The sequence below is a fragment of the Ruminococcus intestinalis genome, assembly GCF_014288065.1.
In the GTDB taxonomy this organism is placed as follows: domain Bacteria; phylum Bacillota; class Clostridia; order Oscillospirales; family Acutalibacteraceae; genus Ruminococcoides; species Ruminococcoides intestinale_A.
In genome coordinates this window covers 237,488-251,949 of the sequence record NZ_JACOPS010000001.1, presented here as the reverse complement: position 1 = coordinate 251,949, position 14,462 = coordinate 237,488, and the positions used below count along the sequence as shown (strand labels likewise).

Below are 14,462 nucleotides of genomic sequence, written 5' to 3'. Positions count from 1 at the left end.
AATAGACAATTTTGTGATATACTTAATACAGTTTTGTACAAAGTCCTGCAAAACAGAACTGAAAGGAGCCTATTTATGAGCTATATTAACGAATCAGTAATTTACAATATATATCCACTCGGCTGGTGCGGAGCACCAAAACAAAATGACGGTCAGCTTGTTTACCGACTTGACAAGATTTATGATTGGATTCCTCATTTTAAAAAAATGAGCATTAACTGCATTGTTTTTAATCCGCTTTTTGAAAGCAGTTTTCACGGATACGATACAATCGACTACAAAAAGGTTGACTGTCGTTTGGGTGATAATGAATCCTTTAAAAAGATTTGTAAAACATTGCACGAAAACGGCATCAAAATCATTCTTGACGGTGTATTTAACCATGTTGGCAGAGATTTCTTTGCTTTTAAAGATGTACAGCAGAATTTACAAAATTCACAGTATTGCGGTTGGTTCCAAAATCTCGGATTTTGGGGTTCAAGTCCAAAAGGAGATCCGTTCACATATGAAGGTTGGGCAGGTCACTATGACCTTGTTAAACTCAATTTACAGAATCAGGATGTAGTAAACTACCTTCTCGGTGCGGCTGAATTTTGGATTGACGAATTTGACATTGACGGACTTCGTCTTGACGCTGCCGATGTAATTGACATAGAATTTTTCAAAAAATTAAGAAATACCTGCAAATCTAAAAAGCCTGATTTTTGGCTTTACGGCGAACTTACACACGGCGACTACAATCGTTGGGCAAACAGTGAAACCCTTGATTCCGCAACAAACTACGAGTGTTACAAGGGTATTTATTCAAGCCACAACGACCATAATTATTTTGAAATTGCACATTCGCTTAACCGTCAGTTTGCAAACGGCGGTATTTACAGAAACATTTACACCTACAACTTTGTAGATAACCACGATGTAAACAGAATTGCAAGCTCATTAAAGGATAAAAATCACCTTAATAATGTTTATACCCTTATGTACACAATGCCGGGTGTACCGTCAATTTACTATGGCAGTGAATACGGCATTGAGGGTATGAGAACAAACCACAGCGATTACGAACTTCGTCCTTGTCTTGACCTTGACAGTATTCCGAATCCAAACTATCAGCTGTTTGACCATATTGTAAAACTCGGCAAAATCAGACTTGCACTTGAGGCTTTGAAGTACGGCGACTTTGCAAATGTAAAAATTATGAACGAAAAGCTCGTTTATAAAAGATGGACAAATAATCAGACTGTATTTGTTGCATTCAACCTTACAGACCATGATGAATGGATAGATTTTGACACAGGCTGCAACGCAAAACTTACAGATGTTTTAAACGATAACGAGGTTATTGATGTAAACGGTTACTACAATCTTTATATGAAACCGTATTCTGCAAGAATTTTGGTTGTAAACGACGGCAGCTTTAAAGTTGATTTTTCTGATAATTCTACAGAAGAAATTACAAAACCTGTCGAAAATACAGAATCAACAGATGCACAGGTTGAGGAACAGCATTTTTACACAGAAGTAAAACCGGGTAAATACAGACATTTCAAGGGAAATGAATATGAAGTTATCGGTACTGCTCTGCACAGCGAAACAGGAGAAAAACTCGTAGTTTACAAAGCGCTTTACAATGACGGCGGACTTTGGGTAAGGCCTTACGATATGTTCAAAGAAATCATTGAAAAAGACGGCAAGAAAATTCAGAGATTCACTCCGATTGATTAATATTATAAAGAAACAAACGGCAGATAAGCTAATAAATATGCTTATCTGCCGATTTAATTTTAATAAAAGCTAATCTTTATAGCTATTTCAAATTCAAAAATTCGGTTATATTTTTCACATTGTTTTCAATTACAGCTTTATATACATCCATACTGTTATATTTTTCAAAAGAATATAACCCTCTGTTGATTAATTTCTTTTTTATATCAATAATAATTTTTCTTTGAATTTGAGTTGTTTTTTTAACAACGCTGTCACAATATAATTCAGCTGAATTTATGGTTTCTTTGTCAAAAAACCATAAATCAACATTCCAAAGTTCGCCTGTTACACTTGTTTCAAAACCTTGAAACCAAACCTTTTTGCCCTCATCTGTTATCTCCTCTTTAGCCTCATACCACGAAGGTGTAAAAGTATTCATAACAAAAGCAGAAAGGTTATATAATTTTTCAAGGGACATAGAATCATTTTCAATATCTACATCCAAATCATTCCAAGCCATCATATCCATACGATAGCTTCCTATAATGTGTACAGTACCAAGTTCTTCGAGCTTTTTTAATAATCCAAATTCATATAATATTCTGCCAGCGTTTTTCTTTATATTGACATCACTCATTGTATAGTTGACTCCAAATCAAATTAAAAATTTATTTCAACTCAACAATAGTTACGCCGCTTTCGCCCTCGCCGAAAACGCCGAGTCTAAAACTTTTGACGGCTTTATGAGTTCTAAGGAATGATTGAATTTCTCTTCTTAATACGCCTGTACCCTTGCCGTGAATAATAGTAAGTTGGTTAATATTCATAAGCACCGCATTGTCGATTGCCTTATCAACAATCATAATTGCGTCAAAGGCGGTTTCGCCACGAACATCCACTTCCGTAGTCGGGCGAACATCAAGCGTACTATGCACATTTCTCTTTGCCGAATACTGCGGCGGCTGTTGCTTTTTCTCTTTTATAAGTCTGAGATTATCAATCTTAACTCTTGTTTTTATAATGCCTGCCTGCACAAGTACCATTCCGTCCTTTGTCGGCGGCGCAAGTACGGTCGCGTTTTTGTCAATGTCAAAAATAAGCACACTGTCGCCCACCTTGAGCGGTCTTGGCAATTTGTATTTTTCGCCCTCCGCCTGTTTCTTAACAACTGGGTCGGCATTTGTTTCCATTGTATTGAGGTTTTTCTTGAGCTTTGCTCGAGCCTCGGCAGACATATCCTTTGCTTTTCTCGCCTTATCAAGTTCTTCCACCAAAGCGTCAGCCTGCGCCCTCGTTCTTGAAATAATACGCTGAGCCTCCTGCTTTGCTCTCTCAATTTCTCGCTCGGCATTCTCTTTTGCTCTGCGAATTTCATTTTCCGCCTTTTGCTTTTCTGTGTTTGCTTTTGCGGTAAGGCGGTTTGCGTTTTCAATCTGCTTTTCAAGGCTTTGTCTGCGTTTTTCAAGAGTACCGACAACATCTTCAAACTGTCGGCTTTCGCTTGAAACAAGCTCTTTTGCTCTCTCAACAATTTCATCATCCATACCGAGCCTTTTGGTGATTGCAAAAGCGTTACTCTTACCGGGCACGCCAATCAAAAGTCTGTATGTTGGTCTTAAAGTTGTAACATCAAATTCACAGCAAGCATTTTCTACGCCCTCGGTACGCAAAGCAAATTCCTTTAATTCCGCATAATGGGTTGTACTTGCAATTTTTGCATGCTTATCCCTTAATTTTTCAAGAATTGAAATTGCAAGCGCCGCACCCTCGACAGGGTCGGTACCTGCACCGAGTTCATCTATCAGCACAAGCGAGCCTGAATTTGCAAGTTTGATAATCTGAATAATATTAGTCATATGCGCCGAGAATGTTGACAGCGACTGCTCAATACTCTGCTCATCGCCTATATCTACAAGCACCCTGCGGAATACCGAAAGCTCGCTGTTGTCTGCGCACGGCACAAGAAGTCCGCACATAGCCATAAGTGTGAGCAAACCGAGAGTTTTTAATGTAACGGTCTTACCGCCTGTATTAGGGCCTGTGATTACAAGCGTATCAAAATTCTTTCCGAGAACAATATCAACAGGTACAACCTTGTCTTTGTCTATAATCGGGTGTCTTGCCTGTTTTAAATCCACAATGCCCCTGTCATTCATAATCGGCATTGAAGCTCTCATATTATATGCGAGGTTTGCCTTTGCAAATACAAAATTAAGAATAGCGAGATTTTTATAACTTGCTATAATTGCATCTGCAAAATCTCCTGCATTCGCCGAAAGTTCAAACAAAATTCTCTCGATTTCGTCCTCTTCTTTTGAACGCAAAAGTTTAATATCATTATTTGCCTGCACAACGCCCATCGGTTCAATAAATACCGTAGCACCGCTTGCTGAAGTATCGTGCACAAGTCCCGGAACATTGCCCCTGCATTCACTTCTTACAGGCACAACATATCTGCCGTCACGCTGAGTTACGATAGCGTCCTGCAAATACTTAAGATATTGTGTGCTGTGAATAATTTTATCAAGCACTTCTCTTGCCTTTGAGGATGCTGTACGAATTTTTCTGCGTATATCCGCAAGCGTTGAACTTGCTTTATCGGAAATTTCGTCCTCGCTTATAATAGCGTTTGTAATTTTCTCTTCAAGAAATTTATTCGACACAAGACCGCTGAAATATCCGTCCAGTGTAGTTTCCGTAGATGCAAATTTTGAATGCCATTCCTTTACGGAACGGATAATTCTAAGCGTTTCGGCAATCTGTAAAAGCTCGCCTGTAGAAAGACAGCCGCCCGCCTCTGCTCTGCGTAATGCATTTGCACAATTTTTTGCACCGCCGAATGACGGTGTTCCGTATTTTCCGCTTAAAACAACCGCATCATCGGTTTGTTTTAACAATTTTTTAACTTTTTCAAGTTCAAACTGCGGTTCAAGCGACAACGCCATTTCTTTAGCGTCATCAATACTTGTCTGATCCGCAAGTAATTTTAAAATCTTGTCAAGTTCAAGAGTTTTATAATGTCTGTTCATATAATCATACCTAAATTAACTTATAGTTTTATAAAAATTAAGCGTTGAAAAATCCTTTTCAAACATATATTTTAAATAATTTTCGCTCGCCTCGTTAAGTACATCAAGGTCGCTTTCAGGTAATGCAAAAGAAAAAAGTTTATTGTCATCGGCATAAACAGTATGCCTTAAAGCCGTAAGAGATGAACGGTTTAGCAAAATCTTCATATCTCCGTTTTCACGGTGACAATCCGCACATTCAATAGTACCGCTTTTGGGAAGAAAAAGCATATTGTCACACAAATATTCGCCGCAAACTCTGCACATTCTAAGGTCAGGCATATATCCCGCAAGACTTGCAAGGCGCATTTCAAGGCACGGCTTAATAAGCTGTGGCGAACGCTTATTTTCCGACAAAAGATATAAGGAATTTAAAATTAATTTCAAAAATTCCTCCGAATTTTGCTCACGGGGACAAATTGTAATTGCAAGCTCGCAAAAATACTGCGCAAGGCAAGTTTTTACAACATCTCCCCTAAGTTTTGAAAAAATCCTTTCGGGAATCGCATCACCGATTATGTAGCTCTCCCGACCTTTATACACGGTAAGTCGGGAGTATGTGAGTAAGGAGGTCGCCGCACACTTTTGATTTTTAATATTTTTAGCGCCACGGACAAAAGCCTTGATAATGCCGTTGGTTGCGGTCAGAGCGTGAACGAGTTTATCCTGTTCACCTATATTTTGCTCTTTCACTATCAGCCCCATCGTCTGGAATTTCATCGGTTTCCTCCCTGAGAATTGTATCTGCGCCCAAATCTTTGGTATCCTGAATACTTTTATACCTTAAATAATCGAGCACATTGCCCGTTGTAAAAAATGCATTCCACATATACCATTCATCCATAAAAAACACCTCCGATTGTAGTGTTTCACAAATGAACGAATTTATATTATGAAAATTATTACAACTGTGTTTTTTGGAATTTTTTCTCATAAAAAACAATAGTCATATTATCATGCAGCTGTTCTTCTTTGCCTGTTCTCAAATATCCGAGCTTTTCATATAAATAGCACAATTTTTTCTCTTGCTTTATGGTATCAAGTGTAAAGCAACTGATATTTTTATAAGCTTTCTCAATGCACTTCATAGCAAGCTGTGCATAACCGTAATTTTGAAATTGCGGAAGTATAAACAAAGGTGAAATTCGCCTTGTGCTTTTATCAATTTCAACAATCCTTACAGCACCTATTATTTCTTCATCTTTCATAATAAAATAATATTTTGTAAAAGGTTGCCGAAATTTGTTCTGTATTACTTCCACCGTTTCACAAGCAGGATTTGTATCATAATCACGATACCTTGTTAAAATATCATAAAAAGCTATTCTTTGCATATCACAAATTTTTTGGCAATCTGCAAAATCCGCTAATTTTATATATATGCTCATCAGTCAAAATTACTTTCGTCAAAGCCAAAGTTCTGCAAAAGCTGGGCACGGTTACGCCAATCTTCTTTTACTTTTATCCACACCTGCAAAAATACTTTGCAATCAAAAAATCTTTCCATATCCTGTCTTGCAAAGGTGCTGATTTTTTTGAGCATTGCACCGTTTTTACCGATAAGAATACGCTTATGCGACTCTTTTTCGCAGAAAATTGTAGCGTCAATGTCGAGTATGCCGTTCTCCCTTGTTTTCATCTTTTCAATAACAACGGCTGTACCGTGCGGAATTTCGGCATTGCAAAGTCTTAAGATTTTCTCTCTGATAATTTCAGAGGCAATAACTCTTTCAGGTTGGTCTGTAAGGGTATCGTCTTCAAAGAAATGGCCTCCCTCGCTTGCCTGCTTTTTAAGCTCTTCAAGCAATTCGTTCATACCGTTGCCGTCACTTGCGCTGACAGGTACAATAGCCTCAAAATCATAGAGTTTGCTGTACTCAAGAATTTGTTTCATCAATATTTCTTTATCCTTAATCATATCAATTTTATTGATAACAAGGATTGCGGGCATACCGAGAGCCTTAAATTTATCAATAAAGTCAAGTTCGGTCTGTACGGGGCTTTTATCCGCCTCAACAACGAGCATACAGCAGTCAACGCCTCCGACAGACTCGTTTACGGAACGAACCATATACTTGCCAAGTGAATTTTTCGGCTTGTGCATACCCGGTGTATCAAAGAAAACAAGCTGATACTCGCCCTCTGTAAGAACACCTGTAATTCTGTTTCTTGTAGTCTGTGGTTTGCTTGACACAATTGCAATTTTCGTGCCGAGAAGTCTGTTTAGTATTGAACTTTTACCGACATTCGGTCTGCCGACTATGGCAATAAAAGCTGATTTATCATTTGTATTCATAAATTTCTCCGTTTTAAAAAATCAGGGGCAAGCAAAATGCATTACCCCTTTGTTAAATGTCTGTTTTTTAATTTTATAAATTTTTCTTTAATTCCCACAGGACCAAGCACAACAAAAAACGCTGAAATCACCGCAGAAATCAAAAGAAATATAAGGTAAAGCAAATTTTCGGCAAAAAAGGTAAATATAGTGTTAATTACATTAAAATCAAGAAAAAATATACACGCAATCACTGCCGCACCCAACGCAACTGTAAGCACTGCTCCGGCAGCCGCATCCTTGGCAAACTTAACAAGAGGTTCGTATCTGTCGGCAACAAGACCGCACAAATCCTCTACGCAGGTATTGACCGTTTCAAGCGCCATAACCGAAGTTATCAGCAAAACAAGTACAGCGTATTGCGTAGGCGAAAAGGAATAAAACATTGAAAACAGCATAACATAAATTCCTGCCACAATATGAAATCTCATATGCGACTCGCTGTTTATTGTTCTTATAATTCCTTTAAACGCACATTTAAAACCGAAAATCTGTTTCTTCATAGTTTAATCAAGCCATATCGTCATCAACTATGTAGCTTGAAGATGCGGGAAGTCCGAGCTGTTCCATAATAAGCTCCTCTTTCTCGCGCATACGAACTCTCTCCATATTATCAATATGGTCATAACCGAGAAGATGAAGTACGCTGTGTGCTGTAAGATAACCAACCTCACGCTGGAAACTGTGGCCGTAAAGCTCTGCCTGATCTCTTGCTTTTTCCATAGAAATTACAACATCGCCGAGAATCTGTGCGCCTGTTTCAATATCTTTGTCATACACACCGTTTTCACCCATTGGGAAAGAAAGCACATCTGTTTCAATATCCTTATCTCTGTACTGCTTGTTAAGCTCCTTAATCTGTGCATTATCAACAAATGTTACGCTGATTTCAGCCGGTCCTTCAAATTTTTCAAGTTTTAATACGGCGTTACAGCAGCGTCTTACAAGCATTCGGATACCTGTTGGAATTTTAACAGCTTTTTGTTTGTTTGTGATTACTACTCTGATTTTGTTATCTGGCATTTTGCTCAAATCCTTCCGTATTATTTTTCAATTTATTAAAATAAATTAAATTTGTTTATCAGTCACGATCTCTCGTGTTCTCATACTTTGCATAGGCTTTAATAATATCCTGAACAAGTTTATGACGCACAACATCTTTTTCGTCAAAGCGGCAGCAACCTATGCCGTCAATATTTTTAAGGATTTTTATACAATCCTTAAGACCGCTTTTAGCACCCCTCGGTAAGTCGATCTGGGTAATATCACCTGTGATTACCATTTTTGAGTTAAAGCCGAGTCTTGTTAAAAACATCTTCATCTGCTCGCAAGTGGTGTTCTGCGCCTCATCAAGAATTATAAAGCTGTCATCAAGAGTTCTGCCTCGCATATAAGCAAGAGGCGCAACCTCAATATTGCCACGCTCGACATACTTTTGATAGGTTTCGGCACCGAGCATATCAAACAAAGCGTCATATAAAGGTCTTAAGTACGGGTCAACTTTGCTTTGCAAATCGCCGGGCAAAAATCCCAACTTCTCACCCGCCTCAACCGCAGGTCTTGTAAGAATAATTCTGTTTACAATCTTACTGCGAAAAGCCGTTACTGCCATAGCAACTGCAAGGTAAGTCTTACCTGTACCGGCAGGTCCTACACCTATAGTTATTGTGTTATTCGCAATAGTTGTACAATATTTTTTCTGACCTATGGTTTTAGGTTTAATCGGTTTACCTTTTGAAGTAATACAAATACAGTCGCCCGCAAGCTGTTCAATCTTATCTTCGCTGCCTTCGTTGACGAGCGAAATACAATAGCGTACATTCTGCTCGGAAAGCGCTTCTCCTCTGTTGATAAGCTGTAAAAGGCTGTCTATTACCTTACCGGCTTTAGATACATTTTCAGCTTCTCCGTCTATTTTAAGCTCGCTGTCACGACTGACAACCTTTACCGTAAATTCTTTTTCAATCAGTTTAATATTTTCGTCAAAACTGCCAAAAAGTGCAACGGCATTTTCCATTCTGTCAATGCTTATTATTTGTTCCGTAAAATCAAACCCTCGATAAACAAAATTTATATTTAAATTATAACACAATATTTATAAAAAAACTTATTAAATATAGCTTTTTTTACTAAAAAATTAAATTTTGTTAGATTTGACGAATATACAAGTCGGTATTTATGCATTATTTGTATTTTTTCACTTTTTACAATTAGTTATATTTGATAATTACTTGACAAAAAGTATTTTATAGTATATAATAACACAAGTGTAAAGAAAACAGCTTTACACCTGAACACAGTTTGAATCGGCGGGAGCATTTATTATGGAAAAAAATGTAGAAGTATCCTTACTTTTTGATTTCTACGGTGAATTGCTTAAACCGTCATGCAGACAGGCAATTGACCTGTATTACAACGAAGATTTGTCGCTTGCAGAGATTGCTGCGCAGACAGGCATTACCCGTCAGGGTGTGCGTGACAGTATAAAACGCAGTGAAGAAAAGCTTTTTGAACTCGAAGAAAAGCTCGGGCTTTTTAAAAGATTTGTTCAGCTTGAGAACGGACTTGACAAAATTGCATCTCTTTCGGAACAGATTTATAAAAGCTCTGCTGATGACATAACAAAAAAGCTTGCACTCGAAATCAATCGAACGGCAGGCACACTCAAAGAATAAAGGAGTGTATTTATGGCTTTTGAAGGACTTTCAGAAAAGCTAAGTAATGCTTTCAAAAAATTAAAGAATAAAGGTAAGCTTTCAGAGAACGATGTTAAGGAAGCTATGCGAGAAGTCAGACTTGCTTTGCTCGAGGCTGATGTAAACTACAAAGTAGCTAAAGAACTTACCGCAAAAATCACAGAAAGAGCCGTTGGTCAGGATGTAATGGAAAGCCTTACTCCTGGACAGATGGTTGTAAAAATCGTAAATGAAGAACTTACCGAACTTATGGGAGGCGACAATGCAAGAATTGAATTTGCGTCAAAACCACCTACAGTTATTATGCTCTGCGGTTTGCAGGGTTCAGGTAAAACTACCCACGCAGCCAAACTTGCTCTTATGCTTAAAAATCAAAATCACAGACCTTTGCTCGTTGCCTGCGATATATACAGACCTGCAGCTATTGACCAGTTAAAGGTAGTAGGTGCAAAAGCAGGTGTGCCTGTATTTGAAAAAGGTACTCAAAATCCTGTAAAAACAGCCAAAGAGGCAATCAGAAACGCCAAAGACTACGGCAATGATGTTGTTATTCTTGATACCGCAGGTCGTTTGCACATTGACGAAGAGCTTATGGATGAGCTTAAGAATGTAAAGGCTGAAGTTGAGCCTAACGAGATTTTACTCGTTATCGACTCAATGACAGGTCAGGATGCGGTTAATGTTGCAAAATCATTTAACGAAAAGCTTGAGATTTCAGGTGTAATTCTTACAAAACTCGACGGTGATACCCGTGGCGGTGCAGCACTTTCTGTAAAGGCCGTAACAGGCAAGCCTATTAAATTTGCAGGTACGGGCGAAAAACTTGAAGATATTGAAGTATTCCATCCTGATCGTATGGCAAGCCGTATTCTCGGTATGGGTGATGTTCTTACCCTTATTGAAGACGCTCAAAACAAGATTGATCAGGACAAAGCCGAAGAAATGGCTAAAAAGATGATGAGCAATAAGTTCGACTTTAATGATCTTAACGATCAGTTTGCTCAAATCAAAAAGATGGGCCCTTTAAAAGGTATTTTGGCAAAAATCCCCGGCATTGCAAATCAGCTTGACAACATAAATATTGATGACAGACAGATTGACTGGACACAGGCTATCATACTTTCGATGACACCTGAAGAAAGATCAAATCCTTCCCTGCTCAATCCTTCAAGAAAAAGAAGAATTGCAGCCGGTTCAGGCAGAAGTGTTGAAGAAGTCAACAGACTTATCAAACAGCTTGAGCAAATGCAAAAGATGATGAAACAACTTAAAAACAAAACAAAAGGCACTAAGGGCGGCAAAAAAAGAAAAATGAAAAAGCTCCCGGGTCTTGGCGGAATGCCTATGAGCAATCTTCCAAAAAACTAACACACATTCAACCAAATAAAATTTGGTGAATATAGATTTATAACATTTACGGAGGTAAAGAAAATGGCAGTTAAAATCAGACTTAGAAGAATGGGTTCAAAGAAAGCACCTTTTTACAGAGTAGTAGTAGCAGATTCAAGATATCCAAGAAACGGTCGTTTCATTGAAGAAATCGGCACATACGATATTCTTAAGAAGCCATCAGAGTTCAATGTTGACGCAGAAGCTGTTAAGAAGTGGATTGCTAACGGTGCTCAGCCAACTGATACAGTTAAGGCTCTTCTTAAGAAGAACGGCATTATTGAATAATCAGTCACGAAAGGGAAACCAAAATGCAGGAATTACTTACTGTAATAGCACAGGGTCTTGTTGATGATCCGTCTGCTGTAAAGGTTACTGCCGATGAACCAAATGAGGACGGCACAATCGTATATCACATCTCTGTAGCAGAGGCTGATATGGGCAGAATTATCGGTAAGCAGGGCAGAATTGCCAAAGCTATCCGCACAATTGCTCGCAGCGCAGCTATCCGTTACGAAGAAAAGATTATGGTTGAAATCGACTGATAACTAAAACTTTAAAACCTTCGGCTTTTGTCGGAGGTTTTATTTTTTGTTGTTTATTAAAAGTCGTAGTAAATTCTGGTTTAGCTCACAGCTTAAACTGAATAATTTAAAAATTTAGGTCAAGCCTTTTTAAAGGCTTGCGGGTTTGGGCAGAGCCCATAATATCTTCCAATGATACAATTTGTCGGCCGCAAACAGCTACGCTGTTTGCGTGCTAAGACTAAGTTTGTTAAAGCAGGCGACAGTCATTGTAATCAGAAACGCTAAAACCATAGTCAACGCAATGCGTTGACTATGAAAATAAATTGTATTTTCTTTTATTGCTTTCGCAAAGGCTTGCGCCTATTTGTTCAAGCCGCCAAACAGCAAGCTGTTTGGCTATCATTAGATTGCGTAAATTGAAAGTATTTACGGGCTTTGCCCACACCCACGACCTTTGAAAAGGTCGACCAAACATTTATAATTGTTGGTAAATCATTTTGCTAAACCATATTCACCGAAACCTTTGACAAGGAGCAAAAATAAACCCGTGGCAACAGCCACGGGTATTTTTATGATTCTGAAATTGTAAGATTTGCTTTATAAGAACCAGAAACCCAACACGAAGAACCGTTCTCAATGTTAAATGTTACCGGCATTGAAACCGAGCCTTTCATACCGTCGGAAGACGATACATCAATAACAGCGGTTATATCCGAAGCACTAAGGGAGTCAATCTGACTGCTTGTGCCATAAACTGTAACCTCAAGATTCTTTTGCGTTACCTCCGCAGAATATCCCGATGCAAGGCCCTGTACCATAAATTTTTCAACTGTCAGCTTTTTGCTTGACAATGACGACAAATCAAGAGTTACCTTAGCAGTTGAAGTATTACTGATATTCTTGCAATCGGTTGGAATTTCAACAGCAAGGTCAAATATTGATTTTGTATTTGTAAGTGATGTAAAATCAATCGGTGCAAGATTTACCGAATCGGTCTTATTCAATACATCGTCAGTACCTGCAAGCAGTATTGACGAAGGCTCAACAGAAATCATATCGTCGGTAATTTGTAAACCTGACGGTAAGTTTGTAAATGTCGGCTTTAAAGAAACTTCTTTTTCGGGAAGTACAGAAATCGCAGCCTCCACAGTTTTAAAATCAAGAGAAAGTAAATCCGTATTAATTTCTTTACCGTCAGCATCGTACAAAATAATATCTGCATTAACTTTGCGTGACGAATTAAGCGTACCGTCTATATTCGCAGCAGCCACAACCTTAGAAATCTTAGATACTTCAGACTGCGGACCTGTAATATATATGGTTTTTGACGACAGTGTGGTTGACGCATAATAACCGTCGTCAACTTTATAAACAACATTTTCTTGAATATCAAATGTAGCTTCTCGCAGATAATCAATAAAAACATCAATCGTAGACGGTTTTATCGCAGATGAAATCTGAAAATCGCTGTAAGGGTCATTCTTTGAGGCATTAAGATACAATGTATAATTGCCCGCAGAATCAACATAGTTGGCAGCTGCTTTGACGGTAATATCAGACGCCTGCAACGAGCCCACAACAGCTCTGTTACCTGTAACCGTAAGTGAGGCTTTATAATCACTGCCCGAAAAAACTTGCAGACCGTTATTAACAGCATCTTCGGACAATTCAACCTGAACAGGTATATCCGAAATAGTCAAACTTGTATCGTTGCCTGTACTTATACTCATATAAATCCAAATCACAAGCGAAATTACAATTGATACGATAAATAAAAAGTTTGTACTCTGTACAAAAGCCCTGAATCTTGATCTTTTGCTTTTATTTTCCTTCATCCGACTTCCTCCTTATCTTTTGGAGTAAACCGGCAGCTGCCGAATCGTCGTCAGTATTTTCAAGTAACAATGCCTCAAGCTTATCGATAAGTCTGTCGCGTGTAAAATTGCGGTAAAGTACGCCGTTAATCGCAAGCAAAATAACACCTGTTTCTTCACTGACAATCAAAACCACAGCATCGCTTTGCTCACTGATGCCAAGTCCTGCTCTGTGTCTTGTTCCAAGATTTATATCAACATTTTTGTTATCTGTAAGCGGTAATATACATCCTGCCGCAAAAAGTTTACCATCACGCACAATACTTGCGCCGTCGTGTAGCGGAGCTTTGTTAAAAAATATGTTTCCGAAAAGTGCAACTGAAGTATCTGCATTAACTATTGTGCCTGTTGCGGCTATATCGGAAAGTTTTGTTTCTCTTTCAAAAACAAGCAATGCACCTGTTTTTGAATGTGAAAACAGCAAAGCTGTATCGGCGGCATCTATTATTGATTTTTTAACAGCCATTTTCCACTCATCACTTTTTTCTCGATGAGTAATAAGTTTTATATACTTTTTATAAGTATTATTTCTACCCATTTGTTCCAAATATTTTCGGATTTCAGGCTGAAAAATAATAGCAACAAGTATAACTGATGCCTCAAAAAATGTTCTGAGAAGTGTCGTAAGCATCATCAATCCGCAAAGTGATGATATTAAATATATAATAAGAAGTGCAACAACACCTTTTAAAAGCTGAGCCGCACGGGTTTCTTTTACAAGCTTGAAAAGGCTGAAAATAATGAATGCAATAGCAAGAATATCAATAATATCTCGAATTTCAATGGTTTTTAATACAGCAAATACGTTTTGTATCCATTCCATCATTTTAACCTCCTCTGTTTTTCATTACTTTATTTTAACACAC

General features: G+C 38.2%; 16 protein-coding genes. 5 read left to right on the top strand and 11 right to left on the bottom strand.

All coding sequences use genetic code 11. From position 1 onward, the window contains the following. Positions 1-75 precede the first annotated feature (75 nt). The gene (locus H8R91_RS01220) at positions 76-1,725 is read left to right on the top strand and encodes a DUF1653 domain-containing protein (RefSeq protein ID WP_186934557.1); all 1,650 of its coding nucleotides are present in this window, start codon (positions 76-78) and stop codon (positions 1,723-1,725) included. Between the two features lie 82 nt (positions 1,726-1,807). On the opposite strand, the gene H8R91_RS01215 is transcribed toward H8R91_RS01220, so the two are convergent. Genes H8R91_RS01215 through H8R91_RS01175 form a run of 9 tightly spaced genes read right to left on the bottom strand, consistent with a single transcriptional unit; the run spans position 1,808 to position 9,127 of the window. Then, on the bottom strand, positions 1,808-2,344 hold the full coding sequence (locus H8R91_RS01215; protein ID WP_186934556.1) for a hypothetical protein: 537 nt from the start codon (positions 2,342-2,344) through the stop codon (positions 1,808-1,810). Positions 2,345-2,375: 31 nt separating this feature from the next. Next, entirely contained in the window at positions 2,376-4,736 is a 2,361-nt protein-coding gene (locus tag H8R91_RS01210; RefSeq protein WP_186934555.1) for an endonuclease MutS2, read from the bottom strand. A 15-nt stretch (positions 4,737-4,751) separates the two neighbouring features. Beyond that, complete coding sequence (gene recO / locus H8R91_RS01205) at positions 4,752-5,495, bottom strand: DNA repair protein RecO (RefSeq protein ID WP_186934554.1); 744 nt, start codon at positions 5,493-5,495, stop codon at positions 4,752-4,754. After that, complete coding sequence (locus tag H8R91_RS01200) at positions 5,446-5,619, bottom strand: hypothetical protein (RefSeq protein WP_022235354.1); 174 nt, start codon at positions 5,617-5,619, stop codon at positions 5,446-5,448. Before H8R91_RS01200 ends, recO begins: the two co-directional genes overlap by 50 nt. Positions 5,620-5,677: 58 nt before the next feature. Further along, positions 5,678-6,109: a GNAT family N-acetyltransferase gene (locus tag H8R91_RS01195; RefSeq protein ID WP_243237712.1), complete on the bottom strand. Its 432-nt coding sequence runs from the start codon at positions 6,107-6,109 to the stop codon at positions 5,678-5,680. 53 nt (positions 6,110-6,162) lie between these two features. Continuing rightward, positions 6,163-7,071, bottom strand: coding sequence for a GTPase Era (gene era, locus H8R91_RS01190; RefSeq protein ID WP_022235353.1), 909 nt, complete (start codon positions 7,069-7,071; stop codon positions 6,163-6,165). 41 nt (positions 7,072-7,112) lie between these two features. Continuing rightward, positions 7,113-7,613: a diacylglycerol kinase family protein gene (locus H8R91_RS01185; RefSeq protein WP_022235352.1), complete on the bottom strand. Its 501-nt coding sequence runs from the start codon at positions 7,611-7,613 to the stop codon at positions 7,113-7,115. A gap of 7 nt (positions 7,614-7,620) precedes the next feature. Beyond that, positions 7,621-8,133, bottom strand: a complete 513-nt coding sequence (ybeY, locus tag H8R91_RS01180; RefSeq protein WP_022235351.1) for an rRNA maturation RNase YbeY — start codon at positions 8,131-8,133, stop codon at positions 7,621-7,623. A gap of 58 nt (positions 8,134-8,191) precedes the next feature. Continuing rightward, positions 8,192-9,127: a PhoH family protein gene (locus H8R91_RS01175; RefSeq protein ID WP_022235350.1), complete on the bottom strand. Its 936-nt coding sequence runs from the start codon at positions 9,125-9,127 to the stop codon at positions 8,192-8,194. 307 nt (positions 9,128-9,434) lie between these two features. Here H8R91_RS01175 and ylxM point away from each other — a divergent pair, with 307 nt between their 5' ends. The 4 genes from ylxM (at position 9,435) to H8R91_RS01155 (ending at position 11,740) form a co-directional block, all read left to right on the top strand. Continuing rightward, complete coding sequence (gene ylxM / locus H8R91_RS01170) at positions 9,435-9,785, top strand: YlxM family DNA-binding protein (RefSeq protein ID WP_186934552.1); 351 nt, start codon at positions 9,435-9,437, stop codon at positions 9,783-9,785. Between the two features lie 12 nt (positions 9,786-9,797). Continuing rightward, the gene (gene ffh / locus H8R91_RS01165; RefSeq protein ID WP_186934551.1) at positions 9,798-11,174 is read left to right on the top strand and encodes a signal recognition particle protein; all 1,377 of its coding nucleotides are present in this window, start codon (positions 9,798-9,800) and stop codon (positions 11,172-11,174) included. Between the two features lie 63 nt (positions 11,175-11,237). Next, the gene (gene rpsP / locus H8R91_RS01160) at positions 11,238-11,483 is read left to right on the top strand and encodes a 30S ribosomal protein S16 (RefSeq protein ID WP_022235347.1); all 246 of its coding nucleotides are present in this window, start codon (positions 11,238-11,240) and stop codon (positions 11,481-11,483) included. 23 nt (positions 11,484-11,506) lie between these two features. Further along, positions 11,507-11,740 (top strand): KH domain-containing protein, encoded by a 234-nt coding sequence (locus H8R91_RS01155; protein ID WP_022235346.1) that lies wholly within the window; start codon positions 11,507-11,509, stop codon positions 11,738-11,740. A gap of 551 nt (positions 11,741-12,291) precedes the next feature. Here the strand turns inward: H8R91_RS01155 and H8R91_RS01150 are convergent. Both H8R91_RS01150 and cdaA read right to left on the bottom strand, forming a co-directional pair. After that, entirely contained in the window at positions 12,292-13,557 is a 1,266-nt protein-coding gene (locus tag H8R91_RS01150; protein WP_022235345.1) for a CdaR family protein, read from the bottom strand. Then, positions 13,544-14,422, bottom strand: coding sequence for a diadenylate cyclase CdaA (gene cdaA, locus H8R91_RS01145; protein ID WP_186934550.1), 879 nt, complete (start codon positions 14,420-14,422; stop codon positions 13,544-13,546). Before cdaA ends, H8R91_RS01150 begins: the two co-directional genes overlap by 14 nt. Between the last annotated feature and the right edge of the window lie 40 nt (positions 14,423-14,462).

Coding starts and splice junctions, on each gene's coding strand:
- H8R91_RS01210 (WP_186934555.1), bottom strand. CDS start 4,736: ATGAACAGACATTATAAAACTCTTGAACTTGACAAGATTTTAAAATTA.
- era (WP_022235353.1), bottom strand. CDS start 7,071: ATGAATACAAATGATAAATCAGCTTTTATTGCCATAGTCGGCAGACCG.
- H8R91_RS01215 (WP_186934556.1), bottom strand. CDS start 2,344: ATGAGTGATGTCAATATAAAGAAAAACGCTGGCAGAATATTATATGAA.
- ybeY (WP_022235351.1), bottom strand. CDS start 8,133: ATGCCAGATAACAAAATCAGAGTAGTAATCACAAACAAACAAAAAGCT.
- H8R91_RS01175 (WP_022235350.1), bottom strand. CDS start 9,127: ATGGAAAATGCCGTTGCACTTTTTGGCAGTTTTGACGAAAATATTAAA.
- H8R91_RS01220 (WP_186934557.1), top strand. CDS start 76: ATGAGCTATATTAACGAATCAGTAATTTACAATATATATCCACTCGGC.
- H8R91_RS01200 (WP_022235354.1), bottom strand. CDS start 5,619: ATGGATGAATGGTATATGTGGAATGCATTTTTTACAACGGGCAATGTG.
- H8R91_RS01155 (WP_022235346.1), top strand. CDS start 11,507: ATGCAGGAATTACTTACTGTAATAGCACAGGGTCTTGTTGATGATCCG.
- ylxM (WP_186934552.1), top strand. CDS start 9,435: ATGGAAAAAAATGTAGAAGTATCCTTACTTTTTGATTTCTACGGTGAA.
- recO (WP_186934554.1), bottom strand. CDS start 5,495: ATGAAATTCCAGACGATGGGGCTGATAGTGAAAGAGCAAAATATAGGT.
- H8R91_RS01185 (WP_022235352.1), bottom strand. CDS start 7,613: ATGAAGAAACAGATTTTCGGTTTTAAATGTGCGTTTAAAGGAATTATA.
- H8R91_RS01195 (WP_243237712.1), bottom strand. CDS start 6,109: ATGCAAAGAATAGCTTTTTATGATATTTTAACAAGGTATCGTGATTAT.
- cdaA (WP_186934550.1), bottom strand. CDS start 14,422: ATGATGGAATGGATACAAAACGTATTTGCTGTATTAAAAACCATTGAA.
- ffh (WP_186934551.1), top strand. CDS start 9,798: ATGGCTTTTGAAGGACTTTCAGAAAAGCTAAGTAATGCTTTCAAAAAA.
- rpsP (WP_022235347.1), top strand. CDS start 11,238: ATGGCAGTTAAAATCAGACTTAGAAGAATGGGTTCAAAGAAAGCACCT.
- H8R91_RS01150 (WP_022235345.1), bottom strand. CDS start 13,557: ATGAAGGAAAATAAAAGCAAAAGATCAAGATTCAGGGCTTTTGTACAG.